This window comes from Brevundimonas sp. (assembly GCF_041648115.1).
GTDB lineage: Bacteria > Pseudomonadota > Alphaproteobacteria > Caulobacterales > Caulobacteraceae > Brevundimonas.
Window position 1 is genome coordinate 134,597 of the sequence record NZ_JBAZPR010000002.1, and the last position, 18,438, is coordinate 153,034.

The following is an 18,438-nucleotide window of genomic DNA, read 5'->3' on the forward strand; positions in this document are numbered from 1 at the left end:
TCTTCGCTGCTGACTGTCCGTCCGTCAGTTCGATCCGGTGCAGCTGGATAACGTCCGCTTCACGGCCGAAAAACCGCTGGAGACCGAGACGGTCAAGGCCGCCATTGCCGAAGCCGAAGCGGCGCTGAACGGTCAGGGGCGCCTGCTGGTGCGGCCGTCGGGCACCGAGAAGCTGATCCGCGTCATGGCCGAGGGCGACGACGAGGCGCTGGTGAAACGGGTGGTGGCCGATGTGGCGGGCGCGGTGCGCGCCGCCGGCTGATGGCCTGCCTCTAAGGCTTGCACGCCGCCGGCGGATCGCCGTCGCGTTCCCACAGTTTGCAGGACCGATCGATCTCGCCCTGGATCAGGTCGCAAGGATTGGCGGCGTTGCAAGGTGGGCGCGTTGCCGGGCTGACCTGAATGCAGCGCTCGACCAGGCGGGCCGAGGCGGCGGACCCGATGGCTTCACGACACGGAACTTCGCTGACCGGAACCGGCTGAGGCGCCATGTCCGGCCCCTCGGGGAGGCTGGCCTGGGGCTCCTCGGCGGGCTTTGGCGGTTCCTTGGCCGGCGCATCCGCCTTGGCAGGCGGAGCGACCGGCGCGGTTTCCGGCTGTAGAGGAACCGCATCGATCACGTCGGGGTTCGACGTCGAATCGCCGGACGACGGCGCTGCTCCGGGGCCGGAAGGCTGACATCCGGCCATCAGCACGGCGCAGGCGGCCAGCGAAAGCCATTGGGATCGACGCATCGACTTGTCTCCGGTCAGAACCAACCGGACAAGAATGCCCGCCTGCGGCCGAGGGCGAAACCCCCTATCGCTTCACCGCCGCCAGCGCCGCCTTCTGCAAGGCGAACAGTTCGGTGCAGCCGACCTCGGCCAGTGAGAACAGCCGGTCGAACTCGGCGCGCGAGAAGCCGCGCTTCTCGCCGGTGGCCTGGACCTCGACGATCTGGCCCGCGCCGGTCAGGACGAAGTTGGAATCGGCTTCCGCCTCCGAGTCCTCTTCGTAATCCAGGTCCAGAACGGGCACGCCGTTGCAGATGCCGCACGAAACGGCCGCCACCTGATCCGTGATCGGATCGGCCTTGAGCACGCCCTCGTCGCGCAGATAGTTGAGCGCCAGGCTCATGGCGACCCAGGCGCCGGTGATCGAGGCCGTGCGCGTGCCGCCGTCGGCCTGGATGACGTCGCAGTCGATCAGCACCTGACGTTCGCCCAGCGCCTTGAGGTCCACCACGGCGCGCAAGGAGCGGCCGATCAGCCGCTGAATCTCTTGCGTGCGACCCGACTGTTTGCCCGCGGCGGCCTCGCGACGGCCGCGCGTGTGGGTGGCGCGCGGCAGCATGCCGTATTCCGCCGTCACCCAGCCCTGGCCCGTGTTGCGCATCCAGCCCGGCACCTTCTCCTCGATCGAGGCGGTCACCAGCACCTTGGTGTTGCCGAAGGTGATCAGGCACGAACCCTCGGCATAGCGGTTGACGCCGGTCTCGATGGTCACGGGACGCAGTTGGTCGTCGGTGCGTTGCGAATGGCGCATTGAGATGAATCCTTGGAAGCCGAGGCGGCGGTGCTTATCCTGAAACCGTGAGCCTGTATGCCCCCAAAACCCCGCCGTTCGACAACGGCCAATCCCTCGCAGGGTTGGCGGGGCTGGACGCACGCGCCCGCGACATCTTTCGCCGCATCGTCGAGAGCTATCTGGAGACGGGCGAGCCTGTCGGATCCAGGACCCTATCGCTGGGCGGGATCGCCCTGTCACCGGCCTCGATCCGCAACACCATGCAGGATCTGACCCTGGCCGGGCTGCTGGCCGCGCCCCACACCTCGGCGGGGCGAATCCCCACCCATGCAGGCCTTCGCCTGTTCGTCGATGGCCTGCTGGAAGTCGGCGACCTGACCAAGGAGGAGCGGCGCGAGATCGACGGGCGTCTGGCGGGGCGCGGACGCAACTTCGAATCCGCCCTGGACGAGGCGTCCAACCTTTTGTCCGGCCTGGCGGGCGGCGCGGGCGTGGTGTCCAGCCCCGTACGGGACTCGGGCGTGAAACACGTCGAGTTCGTGGCCCTGGGCGGGGATCAGGCCCTTGCCGTCATCGTCGCCGACGACGGCACGGTCGAGAACCGGATCATGACCCTGTCGGCGGGCGTCACGCCCTCGACCCTGGTCGAGGCCTCCAACTTCCTCAACGCGCGCCTGCGCGGCCGCCCCTTCGCCGACGCCAAGCGCGAGATGACGCACGAACTGGAAATCGCCCGACGCGAACTGGACCAGACCGCCGCCCGCCTGGTCGAAGACGGCTTCGCCGCCTGGTCCGGCGGACCCGACCGCGAGCGCGCCCTGATCGTGCGCGGCCGCGCCAACCTGCTACAGGACGGCGAGGGACTGGCGGACCTGGAACGGGTGCGCGTCCTGTTCGACGATCTGGAGCAGAAGGAACAGCTGATCGGCCTGCTGGACGGCGTCGATGCGGCCCAGGGCGTGCGCATTTTCATCGGCGCGGAAACACGGTTGTTTTCACTTTCGGGTTCCGCCGTGATCGCGGCGCCCTATATGAGCGGCCGACAAAGGGTTCTGGGCGCCATCGGCGTCATAGGGCCTGCAAGACTGAACTACGCCCGTGTCATTCCGTTGGTGGACTATACCGCCCGGGTGCTGGGCCGGATGCTGGACGGGAACGACAAGTGAGCGACAAACCCCTTAACGACGAATTCGACGCCCTGGATGCGGCCGAGACCGACGCCGAACACGGCCTGGACGCCCATCCTTCTGAAAATCGGGGGGACGACCTGACGCCCCTGGACGCCGTCATCGCCGAGCGCGACGAGTGGAAGGACCGCGCCCTGCGCGTCGCCGCCGAGATGGAGAACCTGAAGCGCCGTTCGGAAACGCAGCAGAACGACGCCCGCGCCTTCGCCATCCAGCGCTTCGCCAAGGATCTGCTGGGCGTGGCCGACAATCTGGAACGCGCCCTGATGGCCGCGCCCAAGGACGCCGAGGGCGCCACCGCCGGCCTGGTGACCGGGCTGGAACTGACGCAGAAGGCCCTGCTTCAGGCCTTCGACAGCAACGGCCTGAAGCGCGTCGCGCCGGAAGCCGGCGAGGCCTTCAACCCGCACCTGCACCAGGCGATGATGGAACAGCCGTCGGACACCGTACCCGGCGGATCGGTGCTCCAGACCATGCAGTCCGGCTTCGAACTGTTCGGCCGCACCGTCCGTCCCGCCATGGTCGTGGTCGCCGCCAAGGGCTCCGGCGCGCAAGCCCAGAACCCCTACGGCGCCGCACAGTCGCCCGAGGGTCAGGCCTTCGACGGCAAGGCCTGATCCAGGGTCGTCAGGCGGCGTCGGTTAGAACTGACGCCGCCAGGCTCCGATCAGCGCAAACTCCGGCTGCGCATCCGCCACATGGCGCGGCTCGCGGCTGGCCACAGCCTGCAACGTCATGCTGGAGCCGTCCCACAGCCGACGCTCACCACCCAGGATGAAATCGATCTGACGACCGCTGGGCGACGCCGAGAAGCTGCGGCGCGAATAGGTCAGCGGGTCGAAATACTCGACCGGCACATCGGCCAGCAGCGCCGAGAATGTCCCGCTCTCGATCCGCAACGGCTGCGACAGAGTGAAGCTGATCCGGTCGCAGACCATCGTACAGCCGGTCAGCAGGCCCAGCCGCCAGTTCGAACTGATCGCCGCCTGATCCATCGACAGGAACCGACCCTCGATCTGCGTCGACCCCATGCCCGCCTCGCCGATCAGGCGCAGACCGGGCCACAGGGTCCAATCCCCACCGAGCGCATAGAAGGCGGTCCGCGACGGCAGGGCGAAGTCCGACCCGCCGGGCAGGAAGGCGCCCAAGGGCCCCAGCCTTTCGTCCAGGGCGCCGACGCTGAATGACAGGCCGCCCTCCGCGCCCCGCCATCCGATCGCGGCCCGGCTATAGGTCGAGGCGTCCTGCTCGACGCGGCGCAGCGGCATGCGACGATCCCCGCCGCCGCTTTCCGCCGAAACGGTCACGGCGCCGAACCGCATCGCCCCGCGCACCGCATGGTCGGCCTGGGCCAGGGACGCGAACCCGTCGCCGGCCGAGCCTTCGAACGGCGACGCCGCCCCGCCCTTGCCCTGCCAGACCGAGAAGTTCATCCGGCCGGTTTCCAGGTCCAGCATGGCCTCCTGGCGCGGTTCGTCGCCCATCCACGGCGCATCATAGAGGTCGTGACGTGGCGCCACGGGTTCGGGCGTCGCGCTCGGCTGGGCCGCGATCAGGTTCAGTCGCCCGCCGCCCGGCAGAGCAAGGCTGGTGGTGGCGGTGGTGTTCTGTTCGAACGGCGCCGCCTGATAGGATCGGCTGGGCGCCGTCGGATAGGCCCCGCCCAGCTGGACCGCGAACATCCGGTCATAGGCGTCGTACAGCACCGTGTTCAGCGCGCTCTGACGCAGGAAGGCGTCGCCGAAGGCCGCGCCGACGAAACTGCCCGGTTCGCTGAGGGTCACGATGGAGCTTCCGTCCGCCATCGGGGTCGAGGTCGTGCCGACAGGTCGAAAGGCGCCGGCCACGTCCAGCAGGCCGCGCCCATAGACGATGTCGGTTCCCGGGTCGCCCGCATCGCGCGCCGTATCGACCAGAATAGCCAAGGCCGCCCGCGCGCTCAGATTGGGGAAGGCCTGCATCAGTAGCGCCAGGGCGCCCGAAACATGCGGCGCCGAAAACGAGGTGCCGTTGACCCGCCAGCAGGACGTGCCTTCGCAGCCGGTGATGACGTCTTCGCCGGGCGCAGAGATGTAGCCGGCCGCCGTGTCGCCGGCCCGGTTGGAGAAGCTGGACATGACATCGGTCGCGCCATGCGAACCGACGGCGATCACGCTGCCAGCGAAGCGGGGGTCGATGGCGTAGCGCGCAGGCCAGCCCGGATTGGCCTCGCCGTCATTGCCCGACGAGGCCACGATCACTGCGCCGGAGTTCACGGCCCGCAGCAGCGCCGCCTCAAACGCCGAGCCCAGCCGCCCGTCGCCGCCCAGCGACATGTTGATGATCTTGACCCCGTTGGCGACGGCATAGTCCAGGGCGCGCACCAGGTCCGAACTGCTGAAACAGACCTCGGTGTTCTTGTCGGTACAGTCGGAGATGTCGGTGCGAATCGACAGGATGGTCGACTGATAGGCTACGCCGATCGTGCCGAAGCCGTTGAAGTTCGAGGCGATAACGCCCGACACGCGTGTGCCGTGGCTGCTCGACGCGACATAGGGGGTGTTGCGGCCCAAAACCACGTCGGTCGAGGCGCTGGAGATCCGCCCCTCAAGCTCGGGCAGGGTGTTGGCGATGCCGGAATCGACGACGGCGACGGTGACGCCCGAGCCGGTCGCCCCGGCCTGCCAGGCGACCTGGGCCTTCATATTGGCCAGGCCATAGTTCCGCAGATATTCGCTCGATGTCACCGAGGGCGGCGGCGGGGGCGGGGGCGGGGGCGGTGGTGGCGGAGGAGGAGGCGGGGGTGGCGGAGGTGGCGGTGGAACAGGGGGCGTGATTGCGCCGCCACCACCACCGCCGCCTCCCCCGCCGCCGCCGCACGCGGCCAGCGGAAGGAACAACAGGCCCAGGCCCAGAACGACCGCTCCGCGACGCCGCAATCCGTTCATGCCGAACCCTCCACTCAGGCCGCCCTCCGCAGCCTTCCCATCAGTAACGCCCTAATTCTTTAACGCTTTATCGAAGGTGGCCAGCAGTTTGGACCAGCCGTCCCTGGCGTCGGTCTCGGAATAGCTGGCGCGGTAGTCGGCGTGGAAACCGTGCTGCGCGTCGGGATAGACGACGATCTGGCTGCCGGTCTGACCGGCCCGCGCAAGGGCTTCGCGCATCCGCTCCACGCTGGCCAGCGGAATGCCCTGGTCCTTGCCGCCATAAAGGCCCAGCACCGGCGCCTTGAGGTCGTCGGCGATATCGACCGGCCAGGGCTGACCCGACGAGATCTGCACCGGTGTCGCATCGGCGGCGGGGGCCAGACGGCCATACCAGGCCACGCCGGCGCCGATGGCGGCGAAGCGGGCCGCCGCCTGCCACACCACCTTGCCGCCCCAGCAATAGCCGGTGATCCCGACCTTGCCGTCCTTGGCCCACGACTGCTGGCTGGCCCATTCCAGCGTCGCCGACAGGTCGCCCATCACCTGCTCATAGTTGGCCGCCCCGACGATCTGCATGATCCGCTGCATGTCCGACAGGGGCGCGGGATCCTCGACCCGGTTGAAGAAGGCGGGTGCGATGGCGGCATAGCCCTGCTTTGCCAGGCGGCGGCAGATGTCGCGGATATATTCGTGGACGCCGAAGATCTCGGACACCACGACGACGACCGGGAAGGGCCCATCGCCCGCAGGCCGCGCCACATAGGCCGGAAGCTGGAACCCGTCCGGCGCGGCATAGGTCACGGTCTCCGTGGCCAGGCCCGCCTCGTCGGTCGTGATCGGCTTGGCCTCCTTCGCCAGGGCCGCGACGGCATAGCCGGAGAACAGCAAGCCCCCCAGCGCCCCCAGGCTTCGTCGGCTCAGCTTCAGATCGTCGGCGGTCTGGCCTTCGGGACGGATCAGGACGGTCATGGGACGCTCCAACGCGGGAAAGCGGTCAGAGCATCACGCCCGGCGCCGAGCGTCCAGTCACGTTAAGGCGCGCTGTTGAAGTCTAGACGACCTCTACAAACGAGAAGAAGGGCGCTCAAGCAGCGAGCGACCGCGTCGCGAGCGTTAGCGCCCTTTCTTCTCAAGATTAATGTCTGAAGACCCGCACCCCGGTGAAGGCCATGGCGATGCCCTTTTCGTCGGCGGCGGCGACGACCTCGGCGTCGCGCATCGAGCCGCCCGGCTGGATCACCGCCGTGGCCCCGGCCGCGACCGCTTCCAGCAGGCCGTCGGCGAAGGGGAAGAAGGCTTCGGAGGCGCAGGCGCTGCCTTCGGCCAGCGACTGGGCCAGACCCTTGGCCTCGCCCGCCTCCTTGGCGCGGATGGCGGCGATGCGCGCGCTGTCGCGACGGTTCATCTGGCCGGCGCCGATGCCGGCCGTCTGGCCGTCCTTGGCGTAGACGATGGCGTTGGACTTGACGTGTTTGGCCACGGTGAAGGCGAACAGCATGTCCTGGATCTCGGTCGGCGTCGGCTGGCGCTTGGTGACGATCTTCAGGTCCGACGGCTTGATCAGCGAACGGTCGCGAGATTGGATCAGGAAGCCGCCGGCGACCGAGCGGAACACCTCGCCCGGCCCGTGCGGATCGGGCAGGCCGTCGGTGATCAGCAGGCGCAGGTTCTTCTTCGAAGCAAAGACTTCCTTGGCCTCGTCGTCGGCGCCGGGGGCGATGACCACTTCGGTGAAAATGCCGGTGATGGCGCGGGCGTCGTCGCCGTTCAGCGGGCGGTTGACCGCGATCACGCCCCCAAAAGCGGAGACGGCGTCGCATTCCAGCGCGCGGGCGTAGGCTTCCGACAGGTCCTTGCCCACGGCGACGCCGCAGGGGTTGGCGTGTTTGACGATGACCACGGCCGGGGCCTCGAACTCGGCGACCAACTCATAGGCGGCGTCGGCGTCTGCGATATTGTTGTAGCCCAGCTCCTTGCCCTGCACCTGTTCGGCATAGGCCACGCCCGGACGACGCTCGCCGGTGCGATAGAAGGCGCCGGTCTGGTGCGGGTTCTCGCCGTAGCGCAGGGTCTGGGCCAGCGAGCCGGCGATGGACTTGCGGACTGGGGCGACGTCTTCAACCTGGCTCGCGAACCAGCCCGAGACGGCAGCGTCATAGGCGGCGGTGCGGGCGAAGGCTCGGGCGGCCAGGCGTTTGCGCAGGGCCAGATCGGTCGAACCTTCCGCCTTCAGCGCCTCCAGGATCAGGCCGATGCTCTCGCCATCGACGGCGACGGCGACATAGCCGTGGTTCTTCGATCCCGAACGGATCATGGCCGGGCCGCCGATGTCGATATTCTCGACCGCCGCCTCGAACGAGCCGCCCGCAGCAACAGTGGATTCGAAAGGATAGAGGTCGATCCAGACGATATCGATGGCGCCGATGCCATGGTCGGTCATGGCCTGGGCATGGTCGGCGGCGTCACGCACGCCCAGCAGGCCGCCGTGGACAATGGGGTGAAGGGTCTTGACCCGGCCGTCCATCATCTCCGGGAAGCCGGTCAGGTCTGCCACGTCCTTGACCGGCAGACCCAGCTTCTCGATCGCCGCGCGGGTGCCGCCGGTCGAGACCAGCTCGACGCCCAGGTCATGCAGGGTCCGGGCGGCGTCTTCCAGCCCAGCCTTGTCGGACAGGGAGATCAGGGCGCGTTGCGGCTTCACCTGATCGGGCGCGGGCGGAAAGTCGGGAGCGGCGGGCATGAGGCGGCGTCCGTGAAGGCTGGGGGAGGATGGCGCGCCCTCTAGACCCAAACCGGCGTCACGTCACCCCACGGACGGTTTCAGGTGGGATCACCGCTCGCGCCGGCCGGGCTCAGCTTCCAGCGGATTTTGCTCTCGCTGTCGGTGCGGGCCGAGCCGCGCACCACGATCTGCAGCGAACGGCGGGTCAGGCCGGCGTCGATGTGGACGCTGGGCTCGATGGCCACGTCGGGGCCGTCGGTCCTGAACCACCAGCCCCGGCCCGAGGCGCCGCGCAGCAGAATCGAGCGGCGGTCGCGCGCCAGCGAGGCCTGAACCCCCGGCTCCAGATGGAAACGGATGGCGTAGGGGGCCGCGATCTGGCGCACCATCTCCTTGCGGCCTGGCGTCGGGAACAGCTTTTCCTCGGCCCGCAGCTCGTCCAGCCGCTGGTCGAGATACAGCCGCCGCTGATGGTTCAGGCCGAACAACTCGTTCCAGCCGTCATGCTCCATCTCCAGCCAGACGGCGCCATCCCCGTCACGCAGGTCCGTCGTCACATGGATCGGCGGCCCGACCAGGCGCGGGCCCAGCAGGTCGCCCTTCCAGCCGCCGAGCGGCTCGTTCAATGACCGCTCGCCCAGGGTCAGGGTCGAATGGGCCGGCGTCAGACGCAAGGCCTGGCGATCCGTCGAGGCCGGGGTCCAGCCCGAGCCGGTCACCAGTCGGTCCTTGCCGCAGGCGATCTCCAGCGCCATCGGCTGGGCGCAGGCGGCCGCGCCCCAGGCCCCTCGGGCCGGCGGCGCAGCATCCGCCATGATGGTCAGCAGCGGGCTGGCGATGCGCGTCAGGCCGGCGACCGTGCCGGCGGGCGAATGGGCGGGATCGCCCTTGGCCGGGACGGCCTCGTCGTCATGGGCGCGGGCCGCCGCGACCCGTTCGGCGCTGGACGGACCCCCGCCCTGGAAGCTGGCCAGACGGCCGTCAGGCAGGGTCAGCAGGCGCAAGCCCTGCGTCAGCCGGGCGATGGCGGCCGAAACTCCGTCCGGCGTCGGTTCGGACAGTTGCGACAGGGCGTCGTCCAGCGTCAGCAGGTCGAGCAGAAGCTCCAGCCCCGCCTCGGGACTGCGCGTGGCATGACCGCCGTCGTCCTGGACCGTGGCCTTCAAGGCGCCGTCCAGCCGCCCCAGCGCGCGACGACGCAAGGCCTGTCCCGGCGCGCCGGCCAGGACGCAGCCGCCGATGGCCGCCGCCGTCAGCCGTTCGGCCCGGCTGGCCAGCCCGCCGGGCGGACGCAGCAGCTGACGCGTCTGGCGCGCCAGGCTGTCGGCCAGCTTCAAACGCTCGGCCTCGGTCGCGACGGCGCCCATCCGACGCGCGCCGCACGCCAGATTGACCACCCGCCGCCCCAGGATTTCCGGTCCCCAGGCGAAGGGCGACCAGCGGGCGAAGGCGTCTGCCCAGGCCAAAGTCAGACGCAAGGCTTCCCGCGCCCCCCGGTCGCCCTGGGCCATCAATCCCGGCAGCCAGGCGAAGGCGTGAAGCTCGACCGCGAACGGCCGCGAGGGGCTGGGCCGGTTCCACGGATCGGCCGGCGCCTCGACCTCCATCGAAGCCCCCGCCAGCATGAAGCGTCCGGCCAGGACATTGCGGCCCGGCGCCGGATCGTGGGGGCGGAAGTCGCGCGGCGTGGCGGCGAAGGCCGTCACCCTGCCGCCGCCCAAGGTCAGTCCATAGCCGGGCAGGCCATAGAGCTCGATCCACAGCTGTCGCGTCGCCAGCCGCCCGGCGATGGCCGGCCACAGGCCCGGGCCCGCAATCGTGTCGCCCGAGCGCACCGGCGTGCGCACCGGGGCGCCGGGCAGGCCGGGGATCTGGCCCGAGGCGACGTCCAGTGTGGTTTCCGGCCCGCGCGGGGCGAAGGGGCCGAGCGGGCTCACGCGGCTGCCGGGGCGGCTTTCAGGGCGGCGATATTGGTCGCGTAATCGCCCTTGAACACGAACGACCCGGCGACCAGAGCATCGGCGCCGGCGGCGACGCAGGCCCCGGCGTTGGCCGAGGTCACGCCGCCGTCCACCTGCAGATGCGCCGCCGAACCGGCCCGGTCCAGAATGGCCCGCGCGCCGGCGATCTTGCGCAGCGAACTGTCGATGAACTTCTGGCCGCCGAAGCCCGGATTGACCGACATGATCAGCACCAGATCGACCAGGTCCACCACCTCTTCCAGGATCGACAGGGGCGTCGCCGGATTGAACACCACGCCCGCCTTGGCGCCCAGCTGCCGAATGCGGCCCAGTGTGCGGTGCAGGTGCGGCCCACTCTCGGGATGGACGGTCAGGACATCGGCGCCGGCTTCGCGGAACGCCTCCAGCCACGGATCGACCGGCGCGACCATCAGGTGCACGTCGAACGGCAGGCTCGTATGCGGCCGGATCGCCTTCACGATGTCGGGGCCCAGGGTGATGTTCGGCACGAAATGCCCGTCCATCACATCGACGTGGATCCAGTCGGCGCCCGCCGCCTCCAGCGCGCGGACTTCTTCACCCAGCCGCGCGAAATCGCTGGCGAGGATCGACGGGCAGATCAGAGGGGTGAGGGCCATGGCCTCGGGATAAGGCGCGGCGCCGACGGGAGCAACCGGCTTGGCGAGGAAGCCCCGACATGTTCTACTCTTGTTCACGCCAAACTTGCGCAGGAAGTCCTGATGTCGATGCAAGACCCGTCTGCCGCCGAGCCCGTGCGCGTGTTCGAGGACGGCTCCGGCGACCGCTTCCTGATCTATGGCGCCCATGACGGAGCCAGGGTCGAAATCCGCTTCGACGGCGATGCGCTGTGGATGAGCCAGGCGCAGATCGCGAGCCTGTTCGGCCGGGACTTGTCAGTGATTTCACGCCACATCAGCAGCATTCTGGAGGAGGGCGAACTCGACGAGTCGATTTCTTTGCAGAAAATGCAAACAAATGGTCGGGGCCGGCCAGGCGTCCTCTACAGCCTCGATATGGTGATCTCGGTCGGCTACCGGGTCAGTTCGGCGCAGGCGACCCTGTTTCGTCGCTGGGCCACCGCCGTGCTGATCCGGTTCGCCACGCGCGGCTTCGTGATCGATGTGGAGCGGATGAAGGCGGGCGGCCAGCAGGATCGCATCCGCGAACTGCGCGACATCATTCGCGACATCCGCAGCGAGGAAGCCAACCTCTATGCGGAAATCCGTCAGATCTGCAGCCTGTGCCAGGATTACGATCCCAGGTCGGACGCCTGGCGCACCTTCTACCGGAACACCCAGGCCAAGCTCTGCTACGCGGTGACCAGTCACACGCCCGCCGAGATGCTGATGACGCGCGCCCACGCGGCGGAAGCCGACATGGGCCTTCGGTCCTGGAAGGGTGAGCGAATAGTTTCGGCCGACGTGACCGTGGCCAAGAACTTCCTGGCGCCGGCGGAAGTCCGCGAGCTGAACCGTCTGACCGACCTGCTGCTGACCATCTTCGAGGACCAGTTGGAGACCGGTCGGTTGACGACGATGGCGCAAGCTTCCGAACTTCTGGACGCTCAGTTGAAGGGGTTGGGCCGCGTGGTTCTGTCCAACGGCGGAAGTGTTTCCAAGGACGACGCCGACCGCCACGCCAAGGCGGCCTACAAGGCCTTCGACATCCAGAGGCGTGCGCTGGAAAAAGCACGGGTGGAGCAGGAATACGCCGACCTGCGGAAGGCCGCCGACGCCCTGCCTGAGTCTAAACGCGCTCCTCGAAAAACCTAGGCGATCCGTTCCAGCCTGGCGGCGAAGAAGCCGTCCAGGCCGCCGTGCTCGGCCCACATCGAGGGCAGGATGCGGAGCCAGCCTTCGGGGGTCAGGGCCTCTGGCGGCGCGCCCAGGGCGGCGGGATCGGCGGCGACGGTGCGGAAGGCGGGGTTGCGGCGCAGGAAGGCGATGATCTGGGTCTCGCCCTCCTCGCGCTCCAGCGAGCAGGTGCAATAGACCATCCGGCCGCCCGGCTTGACCCGTTCGGCGGCGACGTCGAGCAGACGGTGCTGGACGTCAGCCAGTTTGGCGACCTCGGCGGGCTTGGTGGCGCGCAGGACTTCCGGGTTGCGGCGGAAGGTGCCGGTGGCGGTGCAGGGCGCGTCCAGCAGCACCGCGTCGAAGGTGCGGTCATCCTCCCAGTCTTCCGCCGGGACGGCGATTACTTCTGCGGTCAGGCCGGTGCGTTCCAGATTCTGGGTCAGGCGTTTCAGGCGCGGGGCGGAACGGTCCAGGGCGACGACCGAGGCGCCGGCGGCGGCCAGTTGCAGGGTCTTGCCGCCCGGCGCGGCGCACATGTCTAAAACGGTCTCGCCCGGCTTCACATCCAGCAGGCGGCCGGGCACGGCGGCGGCGGCGTCCTGCACCCACCAGTCCCCGTCCTCAAAACCGGGCCAGGAGGCGACATCGCCGCGACGGCCGGTGCGGACCGTGCCGCCCCCAAGACCGGAGTGCAGGGCTTCGCCCTCGACGGCGGCGGCCACGGCGGCGGGATCGACCCCAGGTTTCAGGCTGAGATCGGTCGCCGGTTCCTCGCGGGCGGCCAGCGCCAGACCAGCCAGCGCCGTCTCGCCATAAGTCGCCTTCCAGCGGGCGGCGATCCAGTCGGGTAGATTGCTCTCGGCCGTCGTCAGGCCCGGCCCTTCACGACCCACGCCGCGCAGAACGGCGTTGACCAGATTCTTGTAGGGGCGCGTCTTGGGATCGCGTTCGGCCAGCTTCACCGCCGTGGAAACAGCGGCGAAGGCGGGAGTTTCCAACACCAAGGTCTGGGCCAGGGCGATGCGCATCAGGGTGCGGACGGCCTCGGGCGGGGACTTCTTCAGGCGGCGGTTCAGGATCTGGTCGATTTCGCCCAGGCGGCGCAGGGCGGCCATGGCCACGGCGCGGGCGAAGGCGCGATCCACAGGCTCCAGCGCGCGGGCGGCCGGCTGGGACAAGGCCTCGTCCAGGCCGTTGCGCTTTTCCAAGGCGGCGTTCAGCAGGATGCCGGCGACGACACGGGCCTCGACGCCGATGTCGTCCTGGGACGGGACGGCGGCATCCACGGCCGGGGCGGGACGCGGGCGACCCTTGACGGCCATGCGGCGTCCGCGCGCCTGCGAACTCTGTCCGCCTCGTCCCTCAGCACTCATACGGCCACCTGCGCGCCCAGCTCGACCACGCGGCCGGGGGGGATATGGAAGAAGTCGGTCGGATTGGCGGCGTTGCGCATCAGGAAGATGAACAGCCGGTCCTGCCACAGCGGCATGCCCTGTCGCGCCGACGGGATCAGCGAGCGCCGGCCCAGGAAGAAGCTGGTCGACATGATGTCGAACTTCAGCCCCTGCTTGCGACACAGGCCCAGCGCGCGCGGCACGTTCGGCGTCTCCATGAAGCCATAGGTGACCGTGACCTTTTTGAAGTCGTCGTTGATCGGCTCCATCTTGACTCGGTCGGCCTCCTTGACGCGCGGCCGCTCGGACGTGCGCACGGTCAGGATGACGTTCTTCTCGTGCAGCACCTTGTTGTGCTTGAGATTGTGCATCAGGGCGACGGGGGCGACATCGGGGTCGCTGGTCAGGAAGATGGCCATGCCGGGCGCGCGGTGCGGCGGACGGGCCTGAAGCATCTCGATCAGGTCGGTCAGCGGCAGGCTGTCCTTGCGCGTCTTGGCGGTCAGGATCTGCGTGCCGCGCACCCAGGTCCACATAATGACGACCAGACAGGCGCCCAGCACCAGCGGCATCCAGGCCCCGTCAGGAATCTTCAGCAGGTTGGAGGTCAGGAAGACGCTGTCGATGAAGGCGAACGGAATGAGCGTCCCGGCCACCGCCCACATCGGCCATTTCCAGCCCTTGCGAATGACGGAATAGGCCATCAGCGTATTGACCAGCATGGTCCCCGTCACCGCGACGCCATAGGCGGCGGTGAGGTTGTGCGAGCTCTGGAACACGAACAGCAGCACCAGAACCCCGATCATCAGGAAGGTGTTCACCGCCGGCACGAAGATCTGGCCGGCCTGGGTCTCGGATGTGTTCCTGATGTCGATGCGGGGCAGCAGGCCCAGCTGCACCGCCTGCTGGGTCACCGAGAAGGCGCCGGTGATCACGGCCTGCGAGGCCACGACGGTCGAGATCGTCGCCAGGATTAGCATGGGCCAATAGGCGAACTGCGGCACCATGTTCCAGAACGGATTTTCGGCTGCGGCGGGGTTATCCAGGATCAGGGCGCCCTGTCCCAGATAATTCAGCGTCAGGCACGGCAGGACGAAGGCCAGCCAACCCATGCGGATCGGCGCCTTTCCGAAATGGCCCATGTCGGCATAGAGGGCCTCGGCCCCCGTCACCGCCAAAAAGACGCTGCCCAGGATGATGAAGCCCAAAAAGCCGTCGTGCAGCAGCAGGCTGACGCCGTAATAGGGCGACAGGGCGCGCAGGATGCTGATGTCGTCGAAGATGTGGACCAGGCCCAGGGCGCCCAGGCTGAGGAACCAGACGGCCGTGATCGGGCCGAAATATTTGGCCAGGCTGGCCGTGCCGCGCGACTGGACCATGAACAGGGCGATCAGGATGCCGGCCGAGATCGGCACGATGAATGCGTCCAGCTTGCCCGCCAGACCCGGCGCGTCCTGTAGCCCCTCGACCGCCGACAGCACCGAAATGGCGGGCGTGATGATGCCGTCGCCATAAAACAGCGCCGCGCCGCAGACGCCCAGGATGAAGATCCAGGCGCTACGTCGACCGACCGCGAACTGGGCCAGGGCCATCAAAGACAGGGTGCCGCCTTCGCCCTTGTTGTCGGCGCGCATCAGGAAGAAGACGTATTTGAACGTCACCACGACCATCAGCGCCCAGAAGGCCAGCGACACCACGCCGACCACGGCCAGGTCGCCGCCCACGCCGCGCTGGGCATGACCGATCGCTTCGCGCAGGGCGTACAGCGGGCTGGTGCCGATGTCGCCGAACACCACGCCGATCGCGCCCAGGGTCAAGGCGAACATGCCGCCGTGCTTGGCGACCTGGCCTCCTGGAGCGTGGGACTCGGGTCCCGTGGCGTGGGTGGGCGTGTCCGGCGTGTTCGACGCGGGCGAGGGAGCGCTCGCGTCGTGGGGAGTATCCCCGGCCATGCGTATCCTCCGGGTCTCCGACGCTGCGTCGGTCCCTTCAAAGCGGCGAGCCTTTAGGCTCATTCCGCGCGGTCTTCAATCGTGCCGAAGGGGATTCGGTTTCGGCGTTCTGCGGACCGATTTGTGATTCGGGCCATGAGCGCCTATTTTCACCTCAGGAACAAAACCATGTCAGACAGCCAGCGCTTTCCCGTCGCCGCCCACGCCTTGGCCTATATGGCCCACAAGGGCGCCTATGGACCTGCGCAGGCCGCACCCAGCGGCGTGCTGGCCTCGTCGATCCCGACCAACCCCGTCGTGGTCCGTCGCGTGACGGCTCTGCTGGCCAAGGCCGGGCTGATCGCCACCCGTCCGGGCGCCACCGGCGGCTCGTGGTTGCTGCGTCGGCCAGAGGACATCCGGCTGGACGAAGTGCTGAAGGCCGTGAACGGCTGCGCCCACATCGGCTCGCCCCCGGCCGGGGCCAAGGGCTGCCCCATCAGCGAACATATCCCGCGCCAGGTCGCCAAGGCCCTGACCGCCGCCGACGAGGCGGCGACCGAGGCTTTGTCCAAGATCACCATCGCGGACCTGTTGGCCGAGAATCCGATTTCGCTGGCGGCCTATACGCCGCACAAGTCTTGCCCCGTCGCGGCCTGACCGGCTTGTGAGCCGCACGGTTCTGGTCACCGGCGCCTCGGCCGGCATCGGCGCGGCGCTCGCTCGGACCTATGCGGCCAAAGGCTGGGACCTGATCCTGACGGCACGTCGTGAAGGTCCGCTTCAGGCTCTGGCCGAAGAACTAACCGCCGCCCACGGCATCACGGCGACCGTCATCCCCGAAGACCTGTCCGACCCCGCCGCGCCTGAACGGCTAGTCGCGGCCATCGCCGCCCACGGCGTGACCGTCGACGGCCTCGTCAACAACGCGGGCTTCAGCCGCATCACCGGCTTCCTGGACACGGACCTCAGCGCCCATCGCGCCATGATCCAGGTCATGCTGACCGCGCCGGTCGAGCTGTCGCGCCTGCTGCTGCCCGGCATGATCCAGCGCGGCTTCGGCCGGGTGCTGAACGTGGCGTCTCTCGCCGGCCAGATGCCGGCGACCGGCGGCGACACCCTGTATGGGCCGATCAAGAGCTTTCTGATCAAGGCGTCCCAGGGTCTTTATCTGGAGACGCAGGGGACCGGCGTCCACGTCACGGTCCTGAACCCCGGCTACACCCTGACCGAGTTCCACGACGTCAACGGCTCGCGCGACCAGGTGTCCAGCGCCTATCCAGCCTGGATGTGGATGGACGCCGCGCGCGTGGCGGAGATCGGCTACGACGCCTGCGAAGCCAATCGCCCCAGCGTCACGCCGGGCGTCATGAACAACGTCATGGCCGGCCTGGCCCGTTTCCTGCCCGACGGGCTGGCGCTTCGCATGGTGGCGAACCACGCGAAGCGGCTGGAGCGGCTTTAGCCCCGTCCCATCCCCGTCATCCTCGGGCTTGTCCCGAGGACCCACTTATCCGCCCCGCAGTTTTGAAAATGTCGCACGGCGATAACGGCTGGTGACTGGTCAGCCGTAGGCCCTCGGGACAAGCCCGAGGGTGACGGATCAATATTAAATATGAATCGCATGCCCGAGCGCTCGCAGCGACGCCTCGTGGAAGGCCTCGCCCAGGGTCGGGTGGACGTGGATCGTTCCCGCCACATCCTCCAGCACGGCCCCCATCTCCATCATCTGGGCGAAGCTGTTGGACAGTTCCGACACGTGCTGGCCGACCGCCTGAATGCCTAGGATGCGATGATCGGCCTTGGATGCGAGCACACGGACGAAGCCGCCGTCCTCGCCCGCCTCGATGGCCAGCGCCCGGCCGATGGCGGCGAAGGGGAAGACCGACTGGATGACGTCGTCGCGGCCCGCGACATCGTTCGGACCCAGACCGGCCGAGACGATCTCCGGCTCGGTGAAACAGACGGCGGCGATGGTGACCGGATCGAAGACGCGGTCGTGGCCGGCGATGATCTCCGCGACCACCTCGCCCTGGGCCGAGCCCTTGTGGGCCAGCATCGGTTCGCCGGTCAGGTCGCCGACGGCCCAGACATTCTTCATGCTGGTGGCGCAGCGCTGGTCGATCTTCACGAACGGCCCCGCCATGGCCACGCCCATGTTGTCCAGACCCCAACCCTGGGTGCGCGGACGGCGGCCGACGGTGACCAGCACCTTGTCGGCGTCCAGTTGCAGCGGCTCGCCGTCCCTGGTCGTAATCGACAGTTTCCCGTCGCCAAACCCTCCGGCGCGTGCGCCCAGGTGCAGCTCGACCCCGTGCTTCTCCAGCCATTTGGCGACCGGATCGGTCAGGGCCTTGTCATAGAGGGGCAGAATCCGCTCGGCCATTTCGACGATGGCCACCTCGGCCCCCAGCTTCCTGAAGGCGATGCCCAGTTCCAGCCCGATATAGCCGCCGCCGACCACGACCAGCTTCTTGGGCACCTCCGACAGGCTCAGCGCCTCGGTCGAGGAGATGACGTCCCCGCCGAACGGCAGGAAGGGCAGTTCGACCGGCTCTGAGCCGGTCGCCAGGATGACGTGTTCGGCGGTGATTCGGATTTCGCCGTCGTCGGTCTGGACGATGCAGGTCTTGGCGTCGGCGAACTCGGCCCAGCCCTTGATCACCTTGACCTTGGCCTTCTTCAGCAGGGCCGCGACCCCGGCGTTCAGCTTACGGACGACGCCGTCCTTCCAGTCGACCGTCTGCTTCAGGTCGATGGCCGGCGCCGTCGCCGTGATGCCCAGCGTTCCGCCGCTGGCCGCCTTGGCCACCGTCTCGAACTTGCCCGCCGCATGGATGATGGCCTTGGACGGAATACAGCCGACATTCAGGCACGTCCCGCCCAGCCCATCGCCGCCGTCCACCAGCACGGTGTCCAGCCCCAGCTGGCCGCACCGGATGCCGGCGACATAGCCGCCGGTGCCCGCGCCGATGATGAGGACTTTGGTCTTGAGCTGCTGCATAGCGAGG

15 protein-coding genes and 1 pseudogene are annotated in these 18,438 nt (G+C 68.5%); 6 read left to right on the forward strand and 10 right to left on the reverse strand.

The features are described 5' to 3' along the window. Positions 1–22 precede the first annotated feature (22 nt). Positions 23–262: pseudogene (locus tag WC597_RS02145) on the forward strand (phosphoglucosamine mutase); the annotation flags it as partial. A gap of 10 nt (positions 263–272) precedes the next feature. On the opposite strand, the gene WC597_RS02150 reads toward WC597_RS02145, so the two are convergent. Then, on the reverse strand, positions 273–734 hold the full coding sequence (locus WC597_RS02150; protein ID WP_372691549.1) for a hypothetical protein: 462 nt from the start codon (positions 732–734) through the stop codon (positions 273–275). Positions 735–798: 64 nt separating this feature from the next. After that, the gene (gene rph / locus WC597_RS02155) at positions 799–1,524 is read right to left on the reverse strand and encodes a ribonuclease PH (protein ID WP_372691551.1); all 726 of its coding nucleotides are present in this window, start codon (positions 1,522–1,524) and stop codon (positions 799–801) included. A 53-nt stretch (positions 1,525–1,577) separates the two neighbouring features. On the opposite strand from rph, the gene hrcA reads away from it, so the two are divergent. Then, a complete protein-coding gene (hrcA, locus tag WC597_RS02160) occupies positions 1,578–2,672 on the forward strand; it encodes a heat-inducible transcriptional repressor HrcA (RefSeq protein ID WP_372691735.1) in 1,095 nt (364 codons plus the stop codon). A 65-nt stretch (positions 2,673–2,737) separates the two neighbouring features. After that, the gene (gene grpE / locus WC597_RS02165) at positions 2,738–3,310 is read left to right on the forward strand and encodes a nucleotide exchange factor GrpE (protein WP_372691736.1); all 573 of its coding nucleotides are present in this window, start codon (positions 2,738–2,740) and stop codon (positions 3,308–3,310) included. A 24-nt stretch (positions 3,311–3,334) separates the two neighbouring features. Here grpE and WC597_RS02170 read toward each other — a convergent pair whose 3' ends face one another. From WC597_RS02170 to rpe, 5 genes are all read right to left on the reverse strand, one after another. Further along, complete coding sequence (locus tag WC597_RS02170; protein WP_372691552.1) at positions 3,335–5,419, reverse strand: S8 family peptidase; 2,085 nt, start codon at positions 5,417–5,419, stop codon at positions 3,335–3,337. A 252-nt stretch (positions 5,420–5,671) separates the two neighbouring features. After that, on the reverse strand, positions 5,672–6,571 hold the full coding sequence (locus WC597_RS02175) for a dienelactone hydrolase family protein (protein WP_372691554.1): 900 nt from the start codon (positions 6,569–6,571) through the stop codon (positions 5,672–5,674). A 166-nt stretch (positions 6,572–6,737) separates the two neighbouring features. Further along, positions 6,738–8,342 carry a bifunctional phosphoribosylaminoimidazolecarboxamide formyltransferase/IMP cyclohydrolase gene (gene purH / locus WC597_RS02180; protein ID WP_372691555.1) on the reverse strand — a complete coding sequence of 535 codons (1,605 nt, stop codon included), beginning with the start codon at positions 8,340–8,342 and terminating at the stop codon, positions 6,738–6,740. An 80-nt stretch (positions 8,343–8,422) separates the two neighbouring features. Then, positions 8,423–10,261: a heparinase II/III family protein gene (locus WC597_RS02185; protein ID WP_372691556.1), complete on the reverse strand. Its 1,839-nt coding sequence runs from the start codon at positions 10,259–10,261 to the stop codon at positions 8,423–8,425. After that, positions 10,258–10,923 (reverse strand): ribulose-phosphate 3-epimerase, encoded by a 666-nt coding sequence (rpe, locus tag WC597_RS02190; RefSeq protein ID WP_372691558.1) that lies wholly within the window; start codon positions 10,921–10,923, stop codon positions 10,258–10,260. Before rpe ends, WC597_RS02185 begins: the two co-directional genes overlap by 4 nt. A 102-nt stretch (positions 10,924–11,025) precedes the next feature. On the opposite strand from rpe, the gene rhuM reads away from it, so the two are divergent. Beyond that, a complete protein-coding gene (rhuM, locus tag WC597_RS02195) occupies positions 11,026–12,078 on the forward strand; it encodes a RhuM family protein (RefSeq protein ID WP_372691560.1) in 1,053 nt (350 codons plus the stop codon). Here the strand turns inward: rhuM and WC597_RS02200 are convergent. Together WC597_RS02200 and WC597_RS02205 are read right to left on the reverse strand one after the other, a co-directional pair. Beyond that, on the reverse strand, positions 12,075–13,424 hold the full coding sequence (locus WC597_RS02200) for an RsmB/NOP family class I SAM-dependent RNA methyltransferase (protein WP_372691561.1): 1,350 nt from the start codon (positions 13,422–13,424) through the stop codon (positions 12,075–12,077). The genes rhuM and WC597_RS02200 overlap by 4 nt on opposite strands. Positions 13,425–13,471: 47 nt before the next feature. After that, positions 13,472–15,448 carry a potassium transporter Kup gene (locus WC597_RS02205; RefSeq protein ID WP_372691562.1) on the reverse strand — a complete coding sequence of 659 codons (1,977 nt, stop codon included), beginning with the start codon at positions 15,446–15,448 and terminating at the stop codon, positions 13,472–13,474. Positions 15,449–15,616: 168 nt separating this feature from the next. Here WC597_RS02205 and WC597_RS02210 point away from each other — a divergent pair, with 168 nt between their 5' ends. Continuing rightward, positions 15,617–16,087, forward strand: coding sequence for an Rrf2 family transcriptional regulator (locus WC597_RS02210; protein ID WP_372691563.1), 471 nt, complete (start codon positions 15,617–15,619; stop codon positions 16,085–16,087). A 7-nt stretch (positions 16,088–16,094) separates the two neighbouring features. Further along, positions 16,095–16,892, forward strand: coding sequence for an SDR family NAD(P)-dependent oxidoreductase (locus WC597_RS02215; RefSeq protein WP_372691564.1), 798 nt, complete (start codon positions 16,095–16,097; stop codon positions 16,890–16,892). A gap of 144 nt (positions 16,893–17,036) precedes the next feature. Here the strand turns inward: WC597_RS02215 and lpdA are convergent, their stop codons facing one another. Continuing rightward, entirely contained in the window at positions 17,037–18,431 is a 1,395-nt protein-coding gene (lpdA, locus tag WC597_RS02220; RefSeq protein WP_372691565.1) for a dihydrolipoyl dehydrogenase, read from the reverse strand. Between the last annotated feature and the right edge of the window lie 7 nt (positions 18,432–18,438).